This is a genomic window from Luteimonas gilva, assembly GCF_005239095.1.
Classification (GTDB): domain Bacteria; phylum Pseudomonadota; class Gammaproteobacteria; order Xanthomonadales; family Xanthomonadaceae; genus Luteimonas_C; species Luteimonas_C gilva.
The window spans coordinates 156,412-180,032 of sequence record NZ_SZUA01000002.1; the positions used below are offsets into that span (position 1 = coordinate 156,412).

Below are 23,621 nucleotides of genomic sequence, written 5' to 3' on the forward strand. Positions count from 1 at the left end.
CGTCAGCCGCAACGAACGGCGACGACATTGTTGGCGGCGTCCACTTCGATGTTCAGCCGATCCTGACGGTAATCCATCGTCACCGCTTGGCCGGGTTTGATGACGCGCGCGTTCGACGAATGGCTGTCGGCGACGGCTTTGTCGACCAGCGCTTGATCCGCGGCTTTGCCCACGGCCCACTGCGCGGCGGCGGCATCGCATTGCTTGGGCGCATCGGCCGCGGGCGGCGCGGATGCCGCGGCGTCGGAAGAGGGCGAGCTGCTGCACGCGGAAAGGGCCAGCGGCAACAGAACGGCGAAGCTCAGCGCGGTGCGGGACATGGCGGATCTCCTGAAAGGACCGCGCAAGCCTGCGGCCGGGGACGTGTGCGCGATGTTAACGTCCGCCACGGCTTTTTGTAGGCGCGGCTTCAGCCGCGCGCTTTTCCTTGACATCGCGACGTCGCCGCGATTTGAGAGAAAGAGCTCGCGGCTGAAGCCGCTCCTACAAGAGCGGAAGCGTCAGGCGACAGCATCGCGTTTGGAGGCCGGCAACGCGGCGCGGATCATCGCGTTATAGCCGATGGCCAATACGCCGAAGCCGGCTTCGGTGGGATGGATCTCGTCGTACCAGAACGACTCTTGCGCGGCGTCGGCCACCTGGCTGAAATCGGCGTAGGAGAACAAGCCCGGAAAATCCGCCTTGCTCGGCGCGAGCACGCGATCGCGGAAACCCTTCACCAGCATCAGTTCGGCGAAGCGGCGGGCCTCGGCCTTGCTGCCTAGCGCGGACTTCGTCGCCGGCCACAGCCAAGGGCCGACGTTGCCGATCAGCGGCGCGGCCAAGCCCAGATTCTTGATGCTGGTCGCACCGGGTTCGCCGATCCGCAGCAGCGGCGCATAGCCGTGGCCGACGACGCGGAAACCCGGGCGCACTCGCGACATCGCTTCGAGCAGCACCGAGTAACGCGCGCGGATGGCTTCGAACACGCGCGCGTCCAGCAGTTTCTGGAAGGCTTGTTCGGCGCTCAGCCGTCCCGCGCCGGCGAACAGCGCCGGCAACGCGCCGATGCCGTCGTTGCCGCCGATGCTCAGGCACAGCGCGTCGAATTCGCGCGATTTCAAGCGCTCGGCGTAATTGCGGCAGGCCGACGGCGTGAGCATCTTGGCGGCGGTCAGGCCTGGGCCGCCCAGGCGCAGCGAGATGCCGTCGATGCGGGCGAAGCTGTTCCAGTACAGGTTCTTGTACAGCGGCGTGCTGAACCAGGAATCGCCCCAATAGGCGATGGCCGGGCGCGTGGCCAGGTATTCGCGCCAGGCGCGGCGTTCGCGGCTGCCGGGCGTGCCGGTTGCGCGGCGGACCTGGTCCCAGTTGTCGTAGATGCGTTTGAGGGCCATGCCCGCCGCCTCCCTTTCGCCGGAGCATAGCGGGCGCTGCGGACAAGTCCGTGACCGCGGCCGAAAAACGCCCGTGTAAACGCTCCGAGCATGCCGAATGGCAGGGGTACCGGTGGCCTAGAGCCGTCAGGATGCGGAGTTTCGACCACCGGGGGAGATCACCGTATGCCACGCTCGCGCTTCGCCGCTCTCACGCTCGCCGTCGCTTTCGCGTTGTCGGCGCCTTTGCTTTCCTCGATCGTCCGCGCCGAAGTGCCGGCGCCGGTGGACGAAGCCTATCCGGGCACGATCGCGATCGACGTCGACGCCACCGACCTCGCGCAACGCATCTTCAAGATCCGGCAGACGGTGCCCGTGAAGGGCGGCGCGCTGACCCTGCTGTTCCCGCAATGGCTGCCCGGCAATCACGGTCCCTCCGGTCCGATCGACAAGATCGCCGGCTTGAAGATCACCGCCAACGGCCAACCGGTGGCGTGGAAGCGCGATCCGCTCAACGTCTACGCGTTCAACGTAGACGTGCCGACCGGCGCGCAAACGCTGCAGGTGGAATTCCAATACCTGACGCCCACCGACGGTGCCCAAGGCCGGGTGGTGATGACGCCCAACATGCTGAACCTGCAGTGGATCGCAGCGGCGCTGTACCCGGCCGGCCACTACACCAGCAAGATCGAATACAAGGCTTCGGTGAAGTATCCGCCGGGCTTCCAGGCCGCCACCGCGCTCGACGTGGAAAGCCGCGAAGGCGACACCGTGCATTACAAGCCGGTGCCGTTCGACATCCTGGCCGATTCGCCGATCTACGCCGGCCGCTACTTCAAGACCTTCGATTTGGCCCCGGGCGCGAAAGTGCCGGTGCGCTTGAACGTGATCGCCGACGCGGCGAAGCAACTCGAAGCCAAGCCCGATCACATCGAACGGCATCTCGAATTGGTCCGCCAGGCGCTGAAGCTGTACGGCGCGCAGCACTACGACCATTACGACTTCCTGTTCTCGCTGTCCAACCAGATGGGCGGCAACGGCTTGGAGCACCAGCGTTCCAGCGAGAACGGCGTGGGCACCGACTATTTCACCGATTGGGACGAAAAGATCGGCAGCACCGATCTGCTCGGCCACGAGTACACGCACTCGTGGAACGGCAAATTCCGCCGTCCCGCCGATCTGTGGACGCCGAATTTCAACGTGCCGATGCAGGACAGTTTGCTCTGGGTCTACGAAGGGCAGACGCAGTACTGGGGCAACGTGCTGACCGGCCGTTCCGGCCTGCGCACCCAGGAAGGTTCGCGCGATGCGCTGGCGATGGTCGCGGCGACTTACGCCGACAACCGCCCCGGCCTGCAGTGGCGCAACGTGCAGGACACCACCAACGATCCGATCATCTCCCGCCGCGCGCCCAAGCCCTATCGCAACTACCAAATGAGCGAGGACTACTACGCCGCGGGCCAGATGATCTGGCTGGAAGCGGATGCGAAGATCCGCCAGCTCACCGGCAACAAGAAGTCGCTGGACAATTTCGCCCGCGCCTTCTTCGGCGTCGACGACGGCGTATGGAAGACGCAGAACACCTACACCTTCGACGACGTGGTCGCCACGCTCAACGGCGTGGCCGCCTACGATTGGGCCACCTTCCTGCGCGAACGCCTGGACGGCAAAGTGCCGCTGACCGGCGGCATCGAAGCCAGCGGTTGGCGCTTGGTCTACAAGGACGAGCCTTCCAAGCTGGCTAAGGCGCGCGCGCGCCAGGGCGGCCGCGGCGCCGGCGGCGCGGACTTCACCTACTCGATCGGCTTGAGCGCCGACAAGGAAGGCAAGGTCGGCGACGTGCGCTGGGACGGCCCCGCGTTCAACGCCGGCGTCGGCTCGGGCATGACCTTGGTGGCGGTGAACGACGTCGAATACAGCAAAGATGCGCTGGAAGACGCGATCAAAGCGGCCAAGGACGACAAGGCGCCGATCCGTCTGATGGTGAAGGAGTTCGACCGCTACCGCACGATTCCGGTCGACTACCACGGCGGCCTGCGCTATCCGCATTTGGAGCGGATCGAGGGCAAGACGGATTATTTGACGCCGATTTTCACCAAGAAGTGATCCGGCGGCATTAGCCGCCGATAGCGAGCGCGATGCTTCTTCCTCCCCCTCGCGGGGGAGGATGCCCGAAGGGCAGGAGAGAGGGCGCGAGCGGAACGAGCGTGCTTTGATGTTGTTTGAAGCAGCACGCCAAAAGCCGAACCCTCTCCCTGGCCTTCGGCCTGTCCCTCTCCCGTAAAAGGGAGAGGGACAACAGCGTGAGCTTCGCTGGTCTGAATAAGAACGAAGAATGGCCATAAGCGCTTCGCGAACATTGCCCCGCAATCCCGGCATCGACGCTCTGCGCGGCTTGTCGATCCTGTTGGTGGTGATCCATCACGTCGCTTTGCGCATTCCGCTCGGCAAGACCGCGTTGGCCGACTTCGTTCCGAAAAGGATACTGAGCGGGCTGAGCTATTCCGGCTACGAAGCGGTGTTCGTGTTCTTCGTGATCTCCGGCTTTCTGATCGCCTCGCACACGATCGCGCGCTGGGGTTCGCTGGCGAGCATCGACGTGCGCGCGTTCTACGTGCGGCGCGCGGCGCGGATCTTGCCGTGCCTGATCGCATTGGTGCCGGCGCTGGCGGCGATGCACTGGGCGGGCGTGCCCCATTACGTGATCGACAAGCCCGGCCAATCGCTCGGCGGCGCCACGCTCTCGGCGTTCGGCCTGTATTTGAATTGGTACGAAGGCCGCACCGGCTGGTTGCCGGGCGGCTGGGACGTGTTGTGGTCGCTGTCGATCGAAGAAGCGTTCTATCTCGGCTTCCCGTTGGTTTGCTTGCTGGTCCGCGACGCGCGACTGCTCGCCGTGTTGCTGCTGGCCTTGGCGCTATCGCTGCCGATCACGCGCGCCGCTTTGGACGGAAACGAAATCTGGCAGGAAAAGGCCTATCTGCCCGGCATGGCCGCGATCGCCACCGGCGTGCTCGCGGCCTTGTTGGCCGACAAGAGGCCGCCGGCTTGGATCGCGTCCTGCGCCCGCATCGCCGGCGCTTGCGGCCTGGTGCTGGTGTGGTTCGCCGGCACCGAACTTTGGCGCGCGATCGGCAACGGCTACATGCTGGCTCTGACGCTGTCCGCCGCGGGCCTGATCCTGGGCCTGCACTGGCATCACGCGGCCGTGCGCCGGCCGTTCCCCGGTTTGGGTTGGCTGCGTTCGATGGGCCGGTTGAGCTACGAAATCTATCTGACCCACATGTTCGTGGTGTTCGCCATCGTCGGCGCGTTCCGCGCCGCCGGCGAAGACATGCGCAACGGATTCTGGTGGCATTTGCCGGCGGTGCTGCTGTGCTGGCTGCTCGGCGCGGCGGTGGCGCGCTGGTTCTCCGATCCCGCGGAACGAGCCGTCCGCCGACATTGGCTGCAGAGAGCGCCGGCGTCCGTTCCTGCGATCTGATCGTTTTTTGCAGTCGGGCTAACTCGGCTTCGTTTACAGGAACCGTCGCGCCGGCTCAGCCGTCTATTTTCGTCTCGAGCCTGCGGAATACCGCGAGCACGACCACGCACAGCAGCGACGCGCCCAAGGCCAATAGATAATTCCCCAAGCCGGCGGCGATGCCGATCGCCGCGGCCATGAGCAGCGAGCTGGCCGTGGTCAGGCCTTGCACCTGATCGGATTCGGAGCGGCGCAGGATGGCGCCGGCGCCTACGAAGCCCACCGCGGCGACGACGGCCTCGATCAAGCGCACCGGATCCACGCGTATCAATTCGCGGTACTGCTCGCCGGAAAAATGTTCGGCGATCATGTCGCCCAAGCCGACGATCAAGGCCGCGGCTCCCGCGATCAGCATATGCGTCCGCAGGCCCGCCGCATGTTTGCCGAGCTCGCGTTCGATGCCCAGCACGCCGCCCAGCAGCATCGCCGCGGCGACGCGGGCCAGGATCCACAGATCTTCTTCGAGTGACAGTTCCATGCGCCCTCCGTCGCCGGAAAAAGCAGCTTAGTGAACGGACGGGGGATGAGGCGTGAAGCCGAACGGCCCGTGGGCACATAAGTTCGAGCGAAAGGCGGAAATCCTTTATCCGACGCTGTGGCGATCGGCGATGTCCAAAGCCTCGTCGACGATCGCCAAACCTTCGCGCAAATCCTGTTCGCCGACGATCAGCGGCGGCACGATGTGCAAGCGATTGCCCGCCACGAACGGCCACAACCCGCGCCGTTTGCAGGCGGCGGCGAATTCGGCCATCGCCGCGTCGGCGCCGCCCGAAGCGTTGAACGGAACCAGCGGCTCGTGCGTGTCGCGGTCGCGCACGAGTTCTATCGCCCAGAACAAGCCCAAGCCGCGCACGTCGCCGACGCTGGGATGGCGCGCTTGCATCGCTTGCAACGCCGGTCCGACGATATCCTCGCCCAACGCGCGCGCGCGATCGATCAAGCCTTCTTCCTTGTAGATGCCGATGCACGCCACCGCGGCCGCGCAAGCCAAGGGATGCCCGGAATAAGTCAGTCCGCCCGGGTAGGCGCGGGTCGCGAAGTCCGCGGCGATCGCATCGCTCATGATCACGCCGCCCAGCGGCACGTAGCCCGAATTCACGCCCTTCGCGAACGTGATGAGGTCCGGCACCACGTTCCAGCGATCGACCGCGAACCATTCGCCGCAGCGGCCGAAGCCCGCCATCACTTCGTCGGCGATCATCGCGATGCCGTGCGCGTCGCACAGTGCGCGCACGCCCTGCAGATAACCGTCCGGCGGCACCAGGATGCCGTTGGCGCCGACTACGGTTTCCAGCAGGATCGCGGCGACGTTCTGAGCGCCTTCGGCCATGATCGTGTCGGCCAGATGCGCGAGCGCGCGCTCGCATTCCTGCGCGGCGTCCGTCGCGTGGAATGCGGAGCGGTACGGATACGGACCCCAGAATCGGACGATGCCGGGAGGCCCGGGTTCCGAAGCCCAGCGCCGCGGATCGCCGGTGGCGGCGATCGCGCCTGCGGTCGCGCCGTGGTAGCTGCGATAGGCGGCGAGGATCTTGTGGCGTCCGGTATGCAGGCGCGCCATGCGGATCGCATTCTCGATGGCTTCGGCGCCGCCGTTGGTGAAGAACACCCGGTTCAGATCGCCCGGCGCGAGTTCGGCGATCAAGCGCGCCGCTTCGCTGGTCGCTTCGTTGGCGTGGTAGGGCGCCACCGTACACAACTTGTCGGCTTGCGCCTTGATCGCGGCGATCAGTTTCGGATGCTGGTGGCCGACGTTGGTATTGACCAATTGGCTGGAAAAATCCAGCCAGCGCCGGCCGTCTTCGTCCCAGAAATGCGCGCCGTCGGCGCCGGCGACCACGACCGGCCGCAGCGCGCCGTGCGACGACCATGGATGCAGCACGTGCCGGGCATCGTTGCGGCGCGCCGCCGACGCTATCGGGACGACCGGGTCGGTTGGCGTCGCCGCATCCATGCCGAGGCGTTCGGCGCCCGCATCGCGCATCGGCGCCTCCTCAGGGAATGAAGGTTTGTTCGGGATCGTCGAAGGACTTGAACTCCAACGCGTTGCCCGACGGATCGAACAGGAACATCGTCACGTGCTGCCCGGGCTTGCCTTTCAAACGCAGGTGCGGCTCTTCGTGGAAAGAGACGCCGGCCGCCTTCAAACGCTTGGCCAGCGCTTCCCAGGATTCGCGGTCGAGGTTCATGCCGAAGTGCGGCACCGGCACCGCTTCGCCGTCGAAGCGGCCGTTCTGCAAGGGCGCGCCGTCGCCGCCGATGTGCGCCACCAAGTGATGGCCGAAGAAATCGAAATCCTGGTACGAAACGTCGCTGCGGCCTTGCGGGCAGCCGATCGTGTCGCCGTAGAAGCGGCGCGCCTCGTCGAGGTCGCGGACCGGAAAGGCGAGGTGGAATTGGGCGATGGCGCTCACGATACGGCCCTCGGCTGGGGCGCGTAGGCATCGAAGATGTTCTGCCAGAACAGGTTCCAGGCGGTGATGCTGCGCTCGTAGCCTTCGGCGAGTTCGGGCAGCACGCTCGGATCGCGCCGCAAATAATCGTCGATGGCGCGGCGTGTCAGCTCGCCGTGGACGATGTCCGCCTCGCCGGTATGGATGGTCCAGAATTCCCAATCGATACGGTCGGCGTTTTCGCGCAGATAAGGATGCGCGCGCATGTGCTCGAACATCACCGACAAATAGGTCTGGCACAGGCATTCGCCGCCCATGCCGCGCAAGCCGACGCCGAAAGCGGCGTCGCGTTCTCGCAGTTCCTCGGTCAGGCCGCCCAGGACGACGTGATTCTCGGGCAGCGCGCGGTCCAGTTCCCGCGGCGCCACGCCGATGCTGGCCAGGAAGCGGTCGTAGATCTCCGGATGCGCCTTGGCCGGATCGCCTTCGCCGAGTTCCTCGGCGAGGATTTCGCTCAAAAGGCTGCGCAATCCGCCGAACGGCAGCTTGGCCAGCAGCAAGGCGAGATCGCTGATGTAGTCGATGGTGAAGAAGCGGTACTGCGTGCAGAACCTGCGCAGCGCTTCGATGGGCAATTGCGGCAGCACCTTCATCTTTTCCGCCGCTAGCGCCTCGGTCGCTTCCTTGGCGTTGTCGGCGAAGCGCCAGAAGGTGTCCCGATCCCAAGCGTCGGGCCGCATCGCGATGGCGGAAAAGGCGGGATGAGCGGGCGCGCTTTGTGTTTTTAGTAGTGACATCGCATCCAATTCGGTACGGGCCGCGAAGAAGCGTAGCGTCGACATGCGGCGATGAAGTGACGAAGCACGCACACCGTAACGTTCGGAGAGCGGCATCGGAACTCTAATGCGCGATGCCGAAGAAGAAGTTCACATCGTGTTCACCGCTGCGACACGAATTTCGACGAGACTCGTTGCGGAACGCTTGCGCTGCTACGCATTCAGCATCCTGGCCTCGCTGTTTCGCGCATTCATGAACATTACCGACTGCGTCGATGCGCAACATCGATGCAGCCGCGATGAACCGAAGAGGAACGCCCGATCGATGAACGTCTCGCGCACCGCCACCGCCGGCCCCGTGAATCTGCTTTGGACCGGCGGCTGGGATTCGACGTTCAGGCTGCTGCAATTGCTGCTGCAGCACCGGTTCGAGGTCGCGCCGATCTATCTGCAGGACGGTACGCGGGCTTCGACGCAGACCGAACTGGAGACGATGGCGCGCATCGGCCGGCGTTTGCGCGAGGAGCATCCGCATACGCGCGGGCTGCTGCAGCCGGTGCGCATTGCCGATGCGGCCGAGGCCGAGGAAGACGCGGACATCGAGAGCGCCTTGCGCGAGGTGCGCAAGCGGGTCTACATCGGCAGCCAATACGGCTGGCTGGCCTCGTTCTGCAAGCGCAACGGCATTCTGGACGTGGAGCTGTGCGTGCACGTCGACGACAAGGTGCAGGCGTTGCTGCGCGATTTCGTGGCGGAAACCCGGCATCCCGCCGGCTATCCGACCCTGCGCCTGGATCCGCGGCACGAAGGCGGCGCCGAGTTCGAGCTGTTCCGTTATTTCAGCTTCCCGGTGTTCCGGATCGACAAGCTGGGCATGGCGCGGCAAGCCGAAGACGCGGGCTGGAGCGCATACATGGACATGACCTGGTTCTGCCATTCGCCGGTGGGCGGCAAGCCCTGCGGGGTTTGCGGGCCTTGCGTGTACACCATCGAGGAAGGCTTGGCGCGGCGCATCCCGCCGTCGCGGCGCGCCCTCTCGTTCTTCTATCGACATCTGGCCTTGCCGCTGAAAGGCCCGTTGCGGCAGATGCGGGCTTCGCTGCGCGGATAGGCGCAGCGAGCAGTAAGACGTCGCCTCGCGATCTATGGACTTCCTCCTTTTTCAAAGGGGGAGAAAGCAAAGAACCTCAAGCCGCCTGCACGATCCTGAGCGGGTTCTTCCACTCCGCCAGCAACGCCGCTTCGCGTTCCTTGGCCTTGTGCAGATGCGCTTCCTTGACATGCCCGTAGCCGCGGATCTGTTCGGGAATGCTCGCGATCTCCGCCGCCAAGGCCGCATTGCCCGAATCCAGTTCGTTCAACAGGCCGCCGATCGTCTTCTCGTAATCCTCGATCAAGCGGCGCTCGCCGCGGCGTTCCTCGGTGTAACCGAAGATATCCAGCGCGCCGCCGCGCAGGCCGCGGAATTTCGCGATCAGCTTGAACGCGGTGAAGACCCACGGGCCGAATTCCTTCTTCTGCAACCGGCCTTGGGCGTCCTTCTTGGCCAACAGCGGCGGCGCCAAGTGGAAGTGCAGCTTGTAGTCGCCGTCGAATTGCTGCTCCAACTTGCGCTTGAAGTCGCCGCTGGTGTACAGGCGCGCCACTTCGTATTCGTCCTTGTAGGCCATCAGCTTGAAGAAGTAGCGGGCCGCGGCTTCGGACAAGTCGGTCGAGCCCGGCGCCTTGGCCTGTTCGGCCGCGCGCACCTTGGCGACGAAGTCCGAGTAGCGCTTGGCGTACTTGGCGTTCTGGTAGTCGGTGAGGAAGGCGACACGGCGCGCGATCACCTCGTCCAGCGAACGCGATAGGCGCGCGTCGTCCAGCGGTAGGAAGGCGACGCTGTCGCCGTGCGCGGGCACATGGCGCAGTTCGTCTTCGCGGCGGGTCGCGTTGAGCGCGTCGTTCAAGCCGGATTCGCGGCCTTCGGACGGGCGCGGCGGCAGCACCGGCAGTTCGCCCGGCTTGGATTCGGCCGCGGTCGGCGCGTTGCGCACGACGCCGGCCGCTTCGGCTACCGCATCCGGATCGATCGCCGCGAGCCGGCCCCAGGCGAACGCGGTCTTGTTCATCTCGACCGCCGCGCCGTTGAGCTCGATCGCGCGCGCGATCGATTCGAACGACAGCGGCACCAGGCCGCGCTGCCATGCATAGCCGAGGATGAAGAGGTTGGCGGCGATCGCATCGCCCATCAGCGCGGTCGCCAGTTGCGTGGCGTCCACTTGCAGCGGCGCGGCGCCCAGCGCGTGCCGCACGGCGGCGACGATGTCCGCGGCCGGGAACTGCATGTCCGGGCGCGTGGTGAAGGTGCCGGGCATCGCCTCGTAGGTGTTCAGCACCACCTGGGTGCGGCCGCTGCGGATCTTCGACAGCGCCCAATAGTCGTTGACCACCACCATGTCGCAGCCCAGCACCAGGTCGGCCTCGCCGGCGGCGATGCGCACGGCGTGGATGTCTTCCGGCGTCTTGGCGATGCGGATGTGCGTGGTCACCGCGCCGCCCTTTTGCGCCAGGCCGGTCTGGTCGAGCACGGTCGAGCCGCGGCCTTCCAGATGTCCGGCCATGCCGAGCAGGGCGCCGATCGTCACCACGCCGGTGCCGCCGACGCCGGTGATGAGGATGTTCCAGGGTTGCGACAGATCGGACGCGAATTGCGGCATCGGAATATTCGCCAACCGCTCGGCGGCCGACACTTTCTTGCCTTTGCGCGGCGCGCCGCCGTGGACGGTGACGAAGCTGGGGCAGAAGCCTTCGACGCAGCTGTAGTCCTTGTTGCAGTTGGATTGGTCGATCTCGCGCTTGCGGCCGAATTCGGTGTCTTTCGGCAGCACCGAGACGCAGAAGCTCTTCTGGCCGCAGTCGCCGCAGCCTTCGCAGACCAGGGTGTTCACGAACACGCGCTTTTGCGGATCGGGCATCTTGCCGCGCTTGCGGCGGCGGCGTTTTTCCGTGGCGCAGGTCTGGTCGTAGATCAGCACGCTGACGCCTTTCACTTCGCGCAGGCGCTTCTGCACCGCATCCAGTTCGCGGCGGTCCAGGAATTCCAGGCCGGATGGGAAGACCGAACGATCCGACCATTTCTCGATGTCGTCCGACAGCACGACGATCGTCTGCACGCCCTCGCTGCGCACCTGATGCGCGATCTGCGGCACCGACAGCGTGCCGTCGACGGGTTGGCCGCCGGTCATCGCGACCGCGTCGTTATACAGAATCTTGTAGGTGATGTTGACGCCGGCCGCGACCGACTGCCGGATCGCCAGCGAACCGCTGTGGAAATAGGTGCCGTCGCCCAGGTTCTGGAACACGTGCGGCGTGTCGGTGAACGCCGCTTGGCCGCACCAGGTGACGCCTTCGCCGCCCATCTGGGTGAAGGTGTCGGTGTCGCGGTCCATCCACGTCACCATGTAGTGGCAGCCGATGCCGGCCAGGCCGCGCGAGCCCTCCGGCACCTTGGTCGAGGTGTTGTGCGGACAGCCGCTGCAGTAGTGCGGCACGCGCGGGAAGTTGGCGCGGGGCAGCGCGAGTTCGCTTTCCTTTTCCTCCATCCAGCGCAGCACGTCCTGCATGTGGACGCTGTCGTGGAAACGTTGGATGCGGCGCGCGATCACGCCGGCGATGCGGGCCGGAGTCAGTTCGTTGGTCGAGGGCAGAATCCACTCGCCGCTTTCGTCGTACTTGCCGACGATGCTCGGCCTGCTGTTATCGGCATTGATGCCTTCGAAGTTGTAGAACAGCTCCTTCATCTGGCTCTCGATGAAGCTGTGCTTCTCCTCGACCACCAGGATGTCCTGCAAGCCGCGCGCGAACGCGCGGATGCCGATCGGCTCCAGCGGCCAGGTCATGCCGACCTTGTAGACGCGGATGCCCAGGTCGGCGCAAGCGCGCGCGTCCAAGCCCAGGTATTCCAACGCCTGCAGCACGTCCAGGTAGCTCTTGCCGGTGGTGACGATGCCCAGCCGCGCGTTCGGCGAATCGACCACGACGCGGTCGATCAGGTTCGCGCGGGCGAAGGCCTGCGCCGCCTTCACCGCGTAACGGTGCAGGCGCATTTCCTGGTCCAGCGGCGGATCCGGCCAGCGGATGTTCAAGCCGCCCATCGGCATTTCGAAATCGTCCGGCGTGGCGATCTGCAGCGCGAACGGATTCACTTCCACCGATGCGGACGATTCGACCGTTTCGGCGATCGTCTTGAAGCCGACCCAGCGGCCGGTGTAGCGCGACATCGCCCAGCCGATCAGGCCCATGTCCAGGATGTCCTGCACGCCGGCCGGATTGAGGATCGGCATCATCGCGCTGGTGAATTCGCCTTCGCTGCCGTGCGGCAGCGTCGAGCTGCGGCAGGCGTGGTCGTCGGCGGCTAGCGCTAATACGCCGCCATGCTTGGAAGTGCCGGCGGCGTTGCCGTGCTTGAACACGTCGCCGCAACGATCCACGCCCGGGCCTTTGCCGTACCACATCGCGTACACGCCATCGACGGTCGCGCCGGGGAACAGGTTGGTCTGCTGCGTGCCCCAGACCATGGTCGCGCCCAGGTCTTCGTTCAAGCCGGGCTGGAATTTCACGTTCGCGTTCTGCAGGTGCTTGCGCGCGCGCCACAGTTCCAGATCGAAACCGCCCAGCGGCGAGCCGCGATAGCCGGAAATGAAACCGCCGGTGTTCAAACCGGCGGCTTGGTCGCGCAGCCGCTGCATCAGCGGCAACCGCACCAGTGCCTGCACGCCGGACAGGTAGATGCGGCCCGAGGTGCGGGTGAATTTGTCTTCCAGGGTGTAATCCAGATCCAACGCGCTCTTGGTCAGCTCGGTGTTGGCGGATTCGGGCGAGGACAGTTCGGCGGTGCTGGTCATGGCGTGCGTGGCTGCGGCACCGGGAAGGCGCCGTGGGCTGCGGAATGGGGAGCGCAATTCTACCAGCCGCCCGCCAATCACCCTCGTGTAGGAGCGGCTTCAGCCGCGAGCTCTTTCCCTCACGCCCGAGCGACCCTGAAGGCGGCGCGGCGACCTGCCCGAAGAGCTCGCGGCCGAAGCCGCTCCCCACAGCGAAAGCGGGGTAGAGTGGCGCCCTCGGGGGAGTCCAGGACCGGACGCGCGGAGGCCAGGCATGCCGAACATGCAGGCGAACCGGAAAGAGGAAGGCGCCTGGGCGCGCCGGCACAACCACGCCCTGGTGGCGCTGGCCCGGCAGGTCTGGCACGAGGACTGCTCGCTCGCCAGCGCCTACGCGATCATCTGCGAGACCGCCGCCGAGACGCTCGAAGTCGAGCGCGTCAACATCTGGCGCTGCGACGCCGCCGATGCTCTGCGCTGCGTGCACAGCTACGAGCGCAGCGCGCGCCGCCACAATCCGCCCGGCTTCGAAGAAACGATCCGCCCGCTCGGCGACTACGCGGCGCTGCTCGGCGAGGTGCGCGTGATCGACGCGGCGGACGTGACCGCCCATTCGACCTTGTCGGCATCGGGCACTTCGCTCGGCGATTATCTGCACCGCCACGACGTCCGTTCGCTGCTCGACGCGCCGATGCGCAGCGAAGGCGAGTTGATCGGCGTGGTCTGCCACGAACAGGTCGGCGCGGCGCGGATGTGGACGCCGGAGGACGAAGCCTTCGCCGGCAGCATCGGCGATTACGCGGCGATGGCCTACGAAACCCACCGCCGGCGCGATGCGGAAGGCCGCCTGCGCTATCTGGAGCTGCACGATCCGCACACCGATCTGCCCAATCGCGACCATCTGCTGGAAGTCGCGCATTCGGCTTTGCGTCCTTTGCACGGAGACACCGCCGGCGTGGCGGCGATCCATCTGCAGGTCGATACGCTGCTGCACGACGATCCGGAGGCGACGGACGCCTTGCTGATCGCCGCCGCCGATCGTTTGCGCGAAGAATTCTGCGAAATAGCCACCTTGGCGCGGGTCCGCAGCGACGCGTTCGCGCTGCTGCCGCACCGCCATCTGCACGAAACCGAAGCCTTGAACTTGGCCGAGCGCTGCATCGAGCTGGTGCACGAGGCCGCGCGCGATGCCGGCGCGCACGACATCCAGGCCGCCGCGGGCATCGCGTTCTCGCGCGATCTGGTGGCGCCGTCGGCGGATGCGCTGCTGCGCAACGCGGAGCTGGCCAGCCAGCGCGCGCGGCAGGGCAGCCCGGACCGTTGCGAAGTGTTCGACGCCGAACACCATCGCGGCTTGATGAATCGCCTGCGCACCGAACGCGCGTTGCGCGATGCGGTCACGGAAGGCCGGTTGGAGGTGCATTACCAGCCCGAAATCGACTTGCGCGACGGCCGCTGGCGCGCCGCCGAGGCCTTGCTGCGCTGGCGCGACGAGCAGGGCCGGCTGCATTCGGCCTCGGAATTCATCGAGGTGGCCGAAGCTTCGGGCCAAATCGTGCCGCTCGGCCGCTGGGTATTGGGCGAAGCCTGCCGTGTGGCGAGCGCCTGGCCCGAGCGCGACGGCGCCGCGCCGCTGCTGCGGGTGAACGTGTCCGCGCGGCAATTCGAGCAGCCCGGCTTGATCGCCGACGTCACCCAGGCCTTGATGGCGTCGGGCTTGCCGGCCGAGCGCTTATGCCTGGAATTGACCGAAACGGCGCTGCTGCGCGACGAACTCGCCGCCGCGCACACCCTGTCGCGCCTGCGCGGGTTGGGTGTAGGCGTGGCGCTGGACGATTTCGGCAGCGGCTATTCCTCGCTGCTGTATCTCAAGCATCTGCCGATCGACGCGCTGAAGCTCGACCAGGCTTTCGTCGCCGGGTTGCCGACGGACCGCTACGACTTGGCGATCGTGCAAGCGATCTCGACTTTGGCGCGGCAGGTCGGCATCGAAGTGGTGGCCGAGGGGGTGGAGACGCTGCAGCAGGCCGACGCGTTGCGCGAATGCGGCATCGGCCGCGCGCAAGGGCATCTGTTCGCGCCCGCGATTACGGCCGATGCCGTGCTGAAGAAGTTCGGCGGCGATGCTTAACGGACCGGCGCCGCGGCCGGTTCGCATCGCCCATTGAGCGGGCGTTCCGGCATTCAACGAAGTCCTAACCCGAATCAGGGAAAATGGAGCCATCCGATTTTTTGGAGCGAAGACATGTGCCGGAACATCAGAACCCTGTTCAACTTCGAACCGCCGGCCACCGACCGCGAAGTGCGCGACGCCGCGCTGCAGTTCGTGCGCAAGCTGAGCGGGTTCAACAGTCCGTCGAAGGCCAATCAGGCCGCATTCGACCGGGCGGTGGACGAGATCGCGGCTTCGGCGCGGGCTTTGGTCGATTCGCTGACGACGATTTCGGAGCCGCGCGACCGCGAGGTGGAAGCGGCCAAGGCGAAGGCGCGGTCGGCGCAGCGGTTCGCGCCCGTTCGCTAGCCGGGCCGGTTTTGTAGGGCGGCTTTTGTAGGAGCGGCTTTAGCCGCGAGCCTTTTCCTTCAAATCGAGACATCGCCGCGATTTCAGAGAAAAGCTCGCGGCTAAAGCCGCTCCTACGAAGAGCGACAGCAAAGCAGCGGAGCAAGCTCCGCTCTACAAGACGGAGCGTGGGTCAGCCGGCTTCGACGGCGATGTTGTGCGCTTGCAGCCATTCGCGCACTTGCTCGCGTTCGCGCTTGCTCTTCAGGTCGAGCGAGGTTTCCGGCGTCATGAACAGGTAGCGCTGGAAGGTGACGCCCTGCGCGTTCTTCGCGTTCGGGTCGGCCCCAGCTTCGAGCAGCTGCAGCACGCGTCCGGTTTCGTTGATTTTCGCGGCCAGGTGCAGGGCGGTATTGCCTTGGCGGTCGGCGGCGGCGACCTTGGCGCCGGATTTGAGCAGGAAATCGGCGTGGTCGGCGCGTTCGGCCATCAGCGCGGCCATCAGCGGCGTGACGCCGGTCACCGTGTTCGGCGTGTCCGGGCTCGCGCCTTTTTCCAGCAGTTTGCGCAGGTAGTAATCGGTGTCGGCCATCGCCGCCAGATGCACGGCGGTGACGCCGTCGTCGTTGCCGCGCGCCGGATCCGCGCCTGCGGCGAGCAGGGCGTCGAAGCCGTCGCGGCTCTGGTTGAGCATCGCCCATTGCAGCATGGGCAGGCCTTTCTCGCCCTGCGCGTTGGGATTGGCGCCGCCGGCGACCAGTTCCTTGATTCGCGCGGCGTCGCCGGCTTTAACGGCGTCGGCCAGCACGGCGGAAGCGGAATCGTGGAAGGTCTTGGCGGTGTCCATCGGCGCGGAGTTCCCTTGGCGTGCGCAGGCCGCGCACGCCAGCAGCATAAGCGAGAGGAAGGCGATGATGCGGAGCGGAGCGAGCATGGGGCTAGGTTATGCGAGGAACGAGTGAATGGGAACGAGAAACGAGTGGAAAGCGAAGGCTCCCACTCGTTTCTCGTTCCTCACCACTAGTTTCTGGACGTATTACCAGTTCCAGGGCATCACGCTGTTGACGCCTTCGGCCACGTCGCCGGCGAAGTCGGTCACGCCTTGGGTCACGTCCCCGGCAAAGTCGACCACGCCCTCGGTCACGGTGCCCAGGGTATCGGCGGTCCATTCGACAGCGTCGCCGCCGAATTCGATCACGTCGCCGACGAGTTCGCCGCCGCCTTCAAGCACGCCGGCCACGGCATTGGCCGGCGTCTCCAGGCCCAGGAAATCGCCCAGGTCGCGGATGGTGCTGCCGCCGTAGTTGGCGATGTCGCTCACCTGCGCGCTGGCGTAGTCGGCGCCGCCGGAGATCAGGTCGCCGGTCACGTTGAACGCGCCTTCGGCCACGTCGCCCAGGATGTTGAACGAACCTTCGACGTAATCGCCCTGCGCGAAGTCGGTATCGATCACGTTCTGCACGTCGTCGACCTTGCCGCCGACCGAATCGACTACGTCGGTGCCGGTGGTCCACAGGCCTTCGGCGATGTTGCCGATGCTGTTGATCGTGTATTCGGACGCGTTCTCGCGCACGTCGCCGGCCAGGCCGTCGACGTTCAGCACTTCGGACTCGGGCGCGCGCGGCGTGCCGTTGCGCACGGCTTCGACGAACGAAGTGCCGTTGCCGCTGCCGCCGTGGCTGTCGATGAACGGCGTCATACCGGCCGGCAAGGCGAGGCGCCATTCGGTGCCGACCGCGTCGGGCGTGCCGTTCAGGCCGGGCACGTCCTGCTGCACGGTGTTCAGCGGATCGGTTTCGACGATGTAGCGGCGCACTTGGCCGCTGTCGGCCACATTTTCGCGCGCGGCGTTCGGGCTGAAGCCCAGGTCGGATAGGGTATCGTCGCTCAGGCCCGCGGCGTTGAAGGTCACGCCCGCACCGCCGGTGGCCAAGGACGCAGCCGATGCCAGGCCGCCGCCCAGCGAGTGGCCGGTGAACACCACGTTGCCGTCGCCGAAAGCGACTTCGGCTTCTTTGGCCAGCGCCACCGCCTGGTTGTACTGTGCGGTCTCGAAGCCGAACGCCTGGCCGGCATCGGCGCCGATGTCGGCCATTTCCGACGGATCGGTGCCGGCGTAGGCGACCACGTACTGGCCCTGGTCGTTCTGGTAGATGCCGGCGCGGAAACCGGTGTTGCTGTCTTCCAGCATCGCCGGATCGATCGGGATGTGATTGCCCTGCTTGTCCACCAGGAACTTGCCGCCGTTCGGATCCGGCTGCAGTCGGTTCCAGCCGGCGGCTTCCAGTTCGGTCGACGACTGCGTGCCGGTGCCGTTCGGCCCGGTCACCGTGTAGACGTCGTTGGACATCTGCGCGAACTGCAGATCGTTCTGCTGCTGCGGCTGCTGGCCGGCGATCTGGTCGCTGAAGGTCTCGCCGTTGGTCTGCGCGGCGCGCGGATAGCTCTGCTGCGTCGGCTGCGGTTGCACCGGCTGCATCAGATAGCGCATCAGCGCTTCGTTGGAGACGCTGGAGTTGACGCCGTCGAGCAAGGACATGCGGACCACCCGGGGTTGACCGTACTGAGCCGTAGGTTAGGGGGCGGTTCGGGCGGCTGAATAGCTAGTGCAGACCCTAGGGAAGGCGCCGAGCCGTAGGGTGGGCCTTGGCCCACCATCGCCCTCTCCGGCCGCGGCGGACATGAGCGGAAAGAAGGATCAGCTCCGTAGCCCGGGTAAGCGCAGCGCACCCGGGGCCAGCCGCAGCGGATTTCCCGGGTGCGCTGCGCTTACCCGGGCTACGGTCATGCCGAGGCGAACAGATAGTCGAACTCGCACAGCAGGCCGATCAGTCGCTCGCAGTCCTCGCGCCCGTCCAGGTTGCGGATCGCGTAGGTGCCCACCTGGCTGCGCGGCGGGAAGGCGCCGCCTGTCGCGACGATCTCGCGCACCCGGGGCAGCAGTACGAACTGCAACCATTCTTCGAAGGCCATGGTGTCGGCCGCGAAGGCTTTGCGGAAGCCGTAGGCTCCCTCCGGAAGCGGTTCGTCGCGCCAGGCGCCGATCCGGCGCAGTTCGGTTTCGATCGCATCGGCGCTGGCCAACGCCCGTTCGTGCAATCCGCTCATGGCTCGTCCCTGGTTGTCCGCGCAGCGCGGCAAAACCATTGACGGGAAATGCGGGGCCCGGCGTCCAGCTAGGGCGATGCGTCCTTTTCCAGGGCCACGTCGTGGGCCTGCAGCCAGGCGATCACGTCCTTGCGCTCCTGCCGGGCCGCGTCGTTCAAGCGGGCCTCGGGCAACTTGAAGTAATAGGGCTGGAAGGTCTGGCCTTGCGCGTTCTTGGCCCGCGGATCGGCGCCGGCCTCGAGCAGGGCCAGCACATGGGTGCCGGCATTGATCATCGCGGCGGCGTGGAGCGGCGTGTTGCCGGTACGGTCGGCGCGGTTGGCATCGGCGCCTGCCGACAGCAATAAGCGGAACTGCTTGTCGGTGCGCGGACCGGTCGCGGCCGCCAGCGGCGGCGCGCCGGTCTGGCCGTGCGGCGCGTCGGGATCGGCGCGGTGGGCCAGCAGGATCTCCAGATACACCGCATCGTCGGCGATCGCGGCGTTGTGGATCACGGTGCTGCCGCCCAAGCCGGGTTTCGACGCGTCGGCGCCGTTGTCCAGCAGAGCCTTCAAGCCGTCGGGATTTTGCTTGGCCAGGGCGTACTGCAGCAGGTTCATGCCTTTGTCGCCGCTCGCGTTCGGATCGGCGCCTTCGCGCACCAGTTCGCGCACGCGGGCGGCGTCGCCTTGCGCGGCGGCATCGGCGAGCGCGGCGGTCTGCGGATCGGGGAAGACTTGCTGGGCGTCCATGGGATCTCCGCGGCAGGCGGCGGCGCACAAAGCCAGCAATAGCACGAAAACCTGGATCGTCGCGGCGCGCATGGCGGGATTCTTGCACGGTGCCGTCAATGGATTGCGATGGCGATGCGCTCGATAGCGGAATGCGGCGATCGGGTCGAATATCCCGCTACCGAACCCTCATCCGCCCTTCGGGCACCTTCCCCCGATGGGAGAAGGAAGAGCAAAGCCCCTCTCCCATCGGGAGAGGGTTGGGGTGAGGGTTCGGCGAAGCGGTGCGGTTCCAATGACTAGCGATAACGCCAACGGGCGCGCTCAACGCTCCCAAGGCCGCTGCTGCTGCAGCGCATCGATCATCGTCTGCTGCCGATGCAGATCGCCCACGCGCTCGGCCTTGGCCTTCAGATAGTCGGCGGTGCGCTGGGCCATCTCGATCGGGTTCCAAGTCCACTTCGGCGGATCGATCGGCGGCAACGGGCTGTCGAGCGTGATTTCGTGGCCCGGCGCGTCCGGCATGATGCGGTTCAAGCCGGGCGTGTCTTCCTGCGCCGCGGTCAGCGGATCGCCGTCGACGTTGTAGCGGCGGACCAAGCCGTTCTCGGCGTCCTGCTTGGCTTGGCCGGGATCCAGGCCGAACTGCTCCATCGTGTCGTCGTGCACGCCGGAGGCGTCGAAAGTGACCGCCGGAATATCGGTGGCCAGCGAAGCGATGGCGGACAAGCCGCCGCCCAGCGAATGGCCGGTGATGACCACATTGCCTTCGCGTCCGAACTCGCTATTGGCCACTTGCTGGGCGAGCGCCACCGCCTGGTCGTATTGCTCGGTGCGCAGGCCCAGGCCTTGCGGGAAGTTGGCGCCGGTCCAGTCGATGCGTTCGTTGGAGCCTGAGAAGGCCAGGACGTAGTTGCCGTCGCCGTCGGTGTAGATGCCGGCGCGGAAACCGGTGTCCGGCGTTTCCAGGGTCGCCGGGTCGATGCCGGCTTCGCGCAACTGGGCGTCGCTCAGGCGCGTCCAATCGCCGACGCTGCGCACGCTCGGGTCGTAGACGGCGTTGGCGATCTGCATCAATTCCAGATCGACGGCCTTGGCGTCGCGGCCGCGCACTTCGTCGGCGAACGAGGTCGCGCCCGCGGTGGGCCCGCCCTGGCGCGGCGCTGCTCCGAACAGTTGCGGGTGGTAGCTGGGTTCGAGCCGGTAGCTGCCGGTGGGCGTCGCGGGCGGTTGCGGAAGCGCCTGCGGATCGGCCCGGAACGCGGCCGCCCGGTCCTGCCAGCTTTGCGGAGTGATGCCTAGCGGTTGCACGCCTGCCATCGCACGCCCCTCCCTCGGGTCATCGCGCGACGGTAGGCCGGCCTGCAGGCGGCCGCCAGCTAGGGCAGTCCCGAGGTGCAGCTTTGCTTTTTGTAGGGGCGGCTTCAGCCGCGAGCTCTTTCCTTCAAATCGCGACACCGCTTCGATTTCAGAAAAAAAGCTCGCGGCTGAAGCCGCTCCTACATGAGCCGAGCCGTCAGGCGTACTGGGCCAGGCCCAGGCCGAACGACCAGTTCTCCTTGGGCACTTCGACCAGGCTGATCAGCACGTCTTCCGGCCGCAGCCCGGGCGATTCGGACAGCCGGCGCGCGACGTCGGCATAGAACGCTTTCTTCTGTTCCAGCGAGCGGGTGTTGTTGGCGGTGATCTGGACGAACACCAGGTCGTCGCTGCGGCGGATGCCCAGATAACCGGGGTCGTAGACGAACTCTTCGGCCGCATGTTGGCTGACCAGCATGAAGCGATCGTCCTCCGGTACGGCGAAGGCTTCGCGCATCGCGGCGTAAATGCCGTCGGCGATGGCGCGCAAGTATTCCGGCGGCTTGCCGGCGCGCAGATCGATGCGGACGAGGGGCATGTCGGTTCTCCTTATTTTGCTCGTGTAGAGCGGAGCTTGCTCCGCTGCTTCGGCTTTTTGTGGGAGCGGCTTTAGCCGCCGGCGGTTTGAAGCCCGGTGGCGCTTTACGGAAGGGTATCGCCAACCGGTTCCAGGCGTTGATGTCGATCGCCGCATAATTCAGCGCGACCAATTCATTCTCGTCGAAATGCGCGCGGGCTTCCGCGTAGAGCGCATCGTCCACGCCGCCGTCCGCGATGCGCGTCACCGCTTCGGTCCAGGCCAGCGCCGCGCGCTCGCGCGGGGTGAAGGCGTCGATGTCGCGCCAGGCCGGCAGCACGTGCAGACGCTCGGCGCGCTCGCCGTGCGCCAGCGCTTCGCGATGGTGCAGCCACAGGCAATAGCCGCAGCCGTTGATCTGCGAAGCGCGCACGTTGATCAAATCCAGCAGCGAACGTTCCAGGCCGCTGCCGGCGACATGATCGTGCAGCGCCGACAAAGCCTTGCGGCCCTGCGGCGAAATCGCGTTGGCGTCGAGTCTTTGCATGCCGGCCTCCTCAGGACGAAGTCAGTTTCAAGCCGACGATGCCGGCCACGATCAAGCCGATGAAGCCCAGCCGCAGCGGCGTGATCGCTTCGCCGAACAGCCACACGCCCATCAGCACGCTGCCGACCGCGCCCACGCCGGTCCACACCGCGTAGGCGTTGCCCAACGGCAAGGCTTGCAAGGCGCGGCCGAGCAGCCAGACGAAAGCGGCCAAGGTCGCCAGCGACAGCAAACTCCAGCCCGGTCGCGTATAGCCCTGCGAGTACTTCATGCTCACCGCCCAGACCACGTCCAGCGCGCCGGAGACGATCAGCAATAGCCATGCGAGTCCTGTGCTCATCGCCATAGCCTCAGAAGTCCGCCGCCAGCTCGACCACGCGGCGCACGGCGTCGTCGGTGGTCGCGCGCAGCAGGTCGGGATTGCCGATGGTCGGCTGCACCGCCACCGTTTCGAAATCGTGGATGCCCACGAAGCGCAGCCAGGCCTCCAGGAACGGCTTCTGGTAGTCGGGCCGCGGATTGGTGGTGCCGGGCAGGTAATCGCCGGAGCTGGCGTAGACCACCAGCGCGCGCTTGCCTTGCAGCAGGCCGCGATAACCGGCTTCGGGCGAGAAGCTGAAGGTCAGCGTCGGCTGGGTGACCACGTCGATGTAGTGCTTCAACACGTAGGGCACGTTGAAGTTCCACATCGGCACCGAGAACAACAGCCGGTCGGCGGCGGCGAAACGGGCGACGACGCGTTCGATGTCGCCCCAAGCCTGGCGCTGCTCTTCGCTATGCGGCTGTTTGGCCAGGATCGCGTACTTGGCGTCCAGGATGGCGCCGTCCATGGCCGGCAGGGATTCGCGCCACAGGTCGAGCTTGTCGACGACGGCGTCGGGCTTGGCCTGGCGATAGGCGTGCAGAAAGGCTTCCGCCACGGCGATCGAGTGCGAGCGCTGTTTGCGGGGAGAGGCTTCGATGTAGAGCAGGTCGGTCATGGCGGCAGGGGATGCATTTGCGATGAGCTCAAAGTAGGATGTTCATCCATGAAAATCACTCCGTCAAAAAGGCAAGTGGAGTTTGCATGAATGAACAATCGCTGGATTGGAACGACTACCGCTTGGTGCTGGCCGTGGGCCGCGCCGGTTCGCTCAACGGCGCGGCGAAAAGCCTGCGCGTCAGCCACCCCACCGTGTTCCGTCAAATCAATGCGATCGAGCGCAAGCTGGGCGTGCGCTTGTTCGAGCGCGCCCGCGACGGCTATTCGCCGACCGCCGCCGGCGAGGACGTGATCGCCGCCGCGGCCGAATTGGAGACGCGTATCGAAGCGGTGGAGCGGCGATTGGCCGGACGCGACGAGCGACCGTCGGGCACGGTCCGCGTCACCACCACCGACACCTTGCTATTCGGCTTATTGCCGCCGGTGTTCGCCGCGTTCCGGCGCGCGCATCCGCAGATCGTGCTGGAAGTGGTCGCCGACAACGCGGTCTACAACCTGAGCCGGCGCGAAGCGGACGTCGCGCTGCGGCCCAGCGGCGGGCCGCCCGACAATTTGGTCGGCCGCAAGATCGCGAACATCGCTTTCGCGGTCTACCGCCCCAGCCGCTGGCGCGCGCGCGACGGCGACGATCTGAGCGCGCACGACTGGGTCGTGCCGGACGACAGCTTGTCGCACCTCAACTCCACGCGTTGGCTGGCGCGGCACGGCTACGACCGCCGCGCCGCCTATCGCGCCAACAGCCTGCTTTCCTTGCGCGACGCCGCCGCGCAAGGCCTGGGATTTGCGGTGCTGCCTTGTTACTTGGGCGATCGCACGCCGGGCTTGGCCCGCGTCGGCGAACCGGTGGAAGAGTTGCGCAACGAACTGTGGTTGCTGACCCACCCGGACCTGCGCCGGGTGGCGCGCGTGCGCGCGTTCATGGATGGGATGCGCGAGGCGATGCTGGAGCTCAAGCCGGTGCTGGAAGGAACCGCGTAGGTGCGGCG

At 66.3% G+C, this 23,621-nt stretch carries 20 protein-coding genes and 2 pseudogenes; 6 read left to right on the forward strand and 16 right to left on the reverse strand.

Features of this window, described 5'->3' with window-relative positions; translation table 11 throughout:
- Positions 1 to 2: 2 nt before the first annotated feature.
- Together FCE95_RS08670 and FCE95_RS08675 are read right to left on the reverse strand one after the other, a co-directional pair.
- Positions 3 to 320: an I78 family peptidase inhibitor gene (locus tag FCE95_RS08670; protein ID WP_137266636.1), complete on the reverse strand. Its 318-nt coding sequence runs from the start codon at positions 318 to 320 to the stop codon at positions 3 to 5.
- A gap of 180 nt (positions 321 to 500) precedes the next feature.
- Positions 501 to 1,376: a hypothetical protein gene (locus tag FCE95_RS08675; protein ID WP_137266637.1), complete on the reverse strand. Its 876-nt coding sequence runs from the start codon at positions 1,374 to 1,376 to the stop codon at positions 501 to 503.
- A gap of 165 nt (positions 1,377 to 1,541) precedes the next feature.
- Here FCE95_RS08675 and FCE95_RS08680 point away from each other — a divergent pair, with 165 nt between their 5' ends.
- Complete coding sequence (locus FCE95_RS08680) at positions 1,542 to 3,461, forward strand: M61 family metallopeptidase (protein WP_137266638.1); 1,920 nt, start codon at positions 1,542 to 1,544, stop codon at positions 3,459 to 3,461.
- Positions 3,462 to 3,690: 229 nt separating this feature from the next.
- Positions 3,691 to 4,839: an acyltransferase family protein gene (locus FCE95_RS08685; protein WP_137266639.1), complete on the forward strand. Its 1,149-nt coding sequence runs from the start codon at positions 3,691 to 3,693 to the stop codon at positions 4,837 to 4,839.
- 55 nt (positions 4,840 to 4,894) lie between these two features.
- Here FCE95_RS08685 and FCE95_RS08690 read toward each other — a convergent pair whose 3' ends face one another.
- The 4 genes from FCE95_RS08690 to FCE95_RS08705 all read right to left on the reverse strand — a co-directional run bounded on the left by FCE95_RS08690 (position 4,895) and on the right by FCE95_RS08705 (position 8,113).
- Positions 4,895 to 5,356 carry an MgtC/SapB family protein gene (locus FCE95_RS08690; protein ID WP_223266832.1) on the reverse strand — a complete coding sequence of 154 codons (462 nt, stop codon included), beginning with the start codon at positions 5,354 to 5,356 and terminating at the stop codon, positions 4,895 to 4,897.
- A 105-nt stretch (positions 5,357 to 5,461) separates the two neighbouring features.
- Positions 5,462 to 6,862, reverse strand: a complete 1,401-nt coding sequence (locus tag FCE95_RS08695) for an aspartate aminotransferase family protein (protein WP_137266640.1) — start codon at positions 6,860 to 6,862, stop codon at positions 5,462 to 5,464.
- Between the two features lie 10 nt (positions 6,863 to 6,872).
- Entirely contained in the window at positions 6,873 to 7,292 is a 420-nt protein-coding gene (locus FCE95_RS08700) for a VOC family protein (RefSeq protein ID WP_137266641.1), read from the reverse strand.
- On the reverse strand, positions 7,289 to 8,113 hold the full coding sequence (locus FCE95_RS08705; protein WP_189644696.1) for an iron-containing redox enzyme family protein: 825 nt from the start codon (positions 8,111 to 8,113) through the stop codon (positions 7,289 to 7,291). Before FCE95_RS08705 ends, FCE95_RS08700 begins: the two co-directional genes overlap by 4 nt.
- A 259-nt stretch (positions 8,114 to 8,372) precedes the next feature.
- Between FCE95_RS08705 and FCE95_RS08710 the strand changes: the two genes are divergently transcribed.
- Positions 8,373 to 9,158, forward strand: coding sequence for a hypothetical protein (locus tag FCE95_RS08710; RefSeq protein ID WP_137266643.1), 786 nt, complete (start codon positions 8,373 to 8,375; stop codon positions 9,156 to 9,158).
- Positions 9,159 to 9,234: 76 nt separating this feature from the next.
- Here the strand turns inward: FCE95_RS08710 and FCE95_RS08715 are convergent.
- A pseudogene (locus FCE95_RS08715) lies at positions 9,235 to 12,867 on the reverse strand (indolepyruvate ferredoxin oxidoreductase family protein); the annotation flags it as partial.
- Between the two features lie 319 nt (positions 12,868 to 13,186).
- Between FCE95_RS08715 and FCE95_RS08720 the strand changes: the two are divergent.
- Both FCE95_RS08720 and FCE95_RS08725 read left to right on the forward strand, forming a co-directional pair.
- Positions 13,187 to 15,043 (forward strand): putative bifunctional diguanylate cyclase/phosphodiesterase, encoded by a 1,857-nt coding sequence (locus tag FCE95_RS08720; RefSeq protein ID WP_137266645.1) that lies wholly within the window; start codon positions 13,187 to 13,189, stop codon positions 15,041 to 15,043.
- 114 nt (positions 15,044 to 15,157) lie between these two features.
- The gene (locus tag FCE95_RS08725; protein ID WP_137266646.1) at positions 15,158 to 15,433 is read left to right on the forward strand and encodes a DUF2277 domain-containing protein; all 276 of its coding nucleotides are present in this window, start codon (positions 15,158 to 15,160) and stop codon (positions 15,431 to 15,433) included.
- Positions 15,434 to 15,605: 172 nt separating this feature from the next.
- Here the strand turns inward: FCE95_RS08725 and FCE95_RS08730 are convergent, their stop codons facing one another.
- The 9 genes and pseudogenes from FCE95_RS08730 to FCE95_RS08770 all read right to left on the reverse strand — a co-directional run bounded on the left by FCE95_RS08730 (position 15,606) and on the right by FCE95_RS08770 (position 22,633).
- The gene (locus FCE95_RS08730) at positions 15,606 to 16,346 is read right to left on the reverse strand and encodes an ankyrin repeat domain-containing protein (RefSeq protein WP_137266647.1); all 741 of its coding nucleotides are present in this window, start codon (positions 16,344 to 16,346) and stop codon (positions 15,606 to 15,608) included.
- Between the two features lie 102 nt (positions 16,347 to 16,448).
- A complete protein-coding gene (locus FCE95_RS08735; protein ID WP_137266648.1) occupies positions 16,449 to 17,951 on the reverse strand; it encodes a Tle-like phospholipase domain-containing protein in 1,503 nt (500 codons plus the stop codon).
- 245 nt (positions 17,952 to 18,196) lie between these two features.
- Positions 18,197 to 18,520 (reverse strand): YqcC family protein, encoded by a 324-nt coding sequence (locus tag FCE95_RS08740; protein WP_189644697.1) that lies wholly within the window; start codon positions 18,518 to 18,520, stop codon positions 18,197 to 18,199.
- Between the two features lie 68 nt (positions 18,521 to 18,588).
- On the reverse strand, positions 18,589 to 19,323 hold the full coding sequence (locus FCE95_RS08745; protein WP_137266650.1) for an ankyrin repeat domain-containing protein: 735 nt from the start codon (positions 19,321 to 19,323) through the stop codon (positions 18,589 to 18,591).
- 231 nt (positions 19,324 to 19,554) lie between these two features.
- Positions 19,555 to 20,550, reverse strand: coding sequence for a Tle-like phospholipase domain-containing protein (locus FCE95_RS08750; RefSeq protein ID WP_137266651.1), 996 nt, complete (start codon positions 20,548 to 20,550; stop codon positions 19,555 to 19,557).
- 196 nt (positions 20,551 to 20,746) lie between these two features.
- On the reverse strand, positions 20,747 to 21,127 hold the full coding sequence (locus FCE95_RS08755; protein WP_137266652.1) for a tautomerase family protein: 381 nt from the start codon (positions 21,125 to 21,127) through the stop codon (positions 20,747 to 20,749).
- A 259-nt stretch (positions 21,128 to 21,386) separates the two neighbouring features.
- Positions 21,387 to 21,653: pseudogene (locus FCE95_RS17240) on the reverse strand (carboxymuconolactone decarboxylase family protein); the annotation flags it as partial.
- Positions 21,654 to 21,663: 10 nt separating this feature from the next.
- Complete coding sequence (locus tag FCE95_RS08765; RefSeq protein ID WP_137266653.1) at positions 21,664 to 21,993, reverse strand: DMT family transporter; 330 nt, start codon at positions 21,991 to 21,993, stop codon at positions 21,664 to 21,666.
- A 10-nt stretch (positions 21,994 to 22,003) separates the two neighbouring features.
- Positions 22,004 to 22,633 carry an FMN-dependent NADH-azoreductase gene (locus FCE95_RS08770; protein ID WP_137266654.1) on the reverse strand — a complete coding sequence of 210 codons (630 nt, stop codon included), beginning with the start codon at positions 22,631 to 22,633 and terminating at the stop codon, positions 22,004 to 22,006.
- Between the two features lie 86 nt (positions 22,634 to 22,719).
- Here FCE95_RS08770 and FCE95_RS08775 point away from each other — a divergent pair, with 86 nt between their 5' ends.
- On the forward strand, positions 22,720 to 23,613 hold the full coding sequence (locus tag FCE95_RS08775; protein ID WP_137266655.1) for a LysR family transcriptional regulator: 894 nt from the start codon (positions 22,720 to 22,722) through the stop codon (positions 23,611 to 23,613).
- Positions 23,614 to 23,621 lie beyond the last annotated feature (8 nt).

What these genes read in the sequence shown, in the direction of transcription:
- FCE95_RS08670 (WP_137266636.1), bottom strand. Translation starts at nt 320, where the DNA reads ATGTCCCGCACCGCGCTGAGCTTCGCCGTTCTGTTGCCGCTGGCCCTT.
- FCE95_RS08675 (WP_137266637.1), bottom strand. Translation starts at nt 1,376, where the DNA reads ATGGCCCTCAAACGCATCTACGACAACTGGGACCAGGTCCGCCGCGCA.
- FCE95_RS08680 (WP_137266638.1), top strand. Translation starts at nt 1,542, where the DNA reads ATGCCACGCTCGCGCTTCGCCGCTCTCACGCTCGCCGTCGCTTTCGCG.
- FCE95_RS08685 (WP_137266639.1), top strand. Translation starts at nt 3,691, where the DNA reads ATGGCCATAAGCGCTTCGCGAACATTGCCCCGCAATCCCGGCATCGAC.
- FCE95_RS08690 (WP_223266832.1), bottom strand. Translation starts at nt 5,356, where the DNA reads ATGGAACTGTCACTCGAAGAAGATCTGTGGATCCTGGCCCGCGTCGCC.
- FCE95_RS08695 (WP_137266640.1), bottom strand. Translation starts at nt 6,862, where the DNA reads ATGCGCGATGCGGGCGCCGAACGCCTCGGCATGGATGCGGCGACGCCA.
- FCE95_RS08705 (WP_189644696.1), bottom strand. Translation starts at nt 8,113, where the DNA reads ATGTCGACGCTACGCTTCTTCGCGGCCCGTACCGAATTGGATGCGATG.
- FCE95_RS08710 (WP_137266643.1), top strand. Translation starts at nt 8,373, where the DNA reads ATGAACGTCTCGCGCACCGCCACCGCCGGCCCCGTGAATCTGCTTTGG.
- FCE95_RS08720 (WP_137266645.1), top strand. Translation starts at nt 13,187, where the DNA reads ATGCCGAACATGCAGGCGAACCGGAAAGAGGAAGGCGCCTGGGCGCGC.
- FCE95_RS08725 (WP_137266646.1), top strand. Translation starts at nt 15,158, where the DNA reads ATGTGCCGGAACATCAGAACCCTGTTCAACTTCGAACCGCCGGCCACC.
- FCE95_RS08730 (WP_137266647.1), bottom strand. Translation starts at nt 16,346, where the DNA reads ATGCTCGCTCCGCTCCGCATCATCGCCTTCCTCTCGCTTATGCTGCTG.
- FCE95_RS08735 (WP_137266648.1), bottom strand. Translation starts at nt 17,951, where the DNA reads ATGTCCTTGCTCGACGGCGTCAACTCCAGCGTCTCCAACGAAGCGCTG.
- FCE95_RS08740 (WP_189644697.1), bottom strand. Translation starts at nt 18,520, where the DNA reads ATGAGCGGATTGCACGAACGGGCGTTGGCCAGCGCCGATGCGATCGAA.
- FCE95_RS08745 (WP_137266650.1), bottom strand. Translation starts at nt 19,323, where the DNA reads ATGCGCGCCGCGACGATCCAGGTTTTCGTGCTATTGCTGGCTTTGTGC.
- FCE95_RS08750 (WP_137266651.1), bottom strand. Translation starts at nt 20,550, where the DNA reads ATGGCAGGCGTGCAACCGCTAGGCATCACTCCGCAAAGCTGGCAGGAC.
- FCE95_RS08755 (WP_137266652.1), bottom strand. Translation starts at nt 21,127, where the DNA reads ATGCCCCTCGTCCGCATCGATCTGCGCGCCGGCAAGCCGCCGGAATAC.
- FCE95_RS08765 (WP_137266653.1), bottom strand. Translation starts at nt 21,993, where the DNA reads ATGAGCACAGGACTCGCATGGCTATTGCTGATCGTCTCCGGCGCGCTG.
- FCE95_RS08770 (WP_137266654.1), bottom strand. Translation starts at nt 22,633, where the DNA reads ATGACCGACCTGCTCTACATCGAAGCCTCTCCCCGCAAACAGCGCTCG.
- FCE95_RS08775 (WP_137266655.1), top strand. Translation starts at nt 22,720, where the DNA reads ATGAATGAACAATCGCTGGATTGGAACGACTACCGCTTGGTGCTGGCC.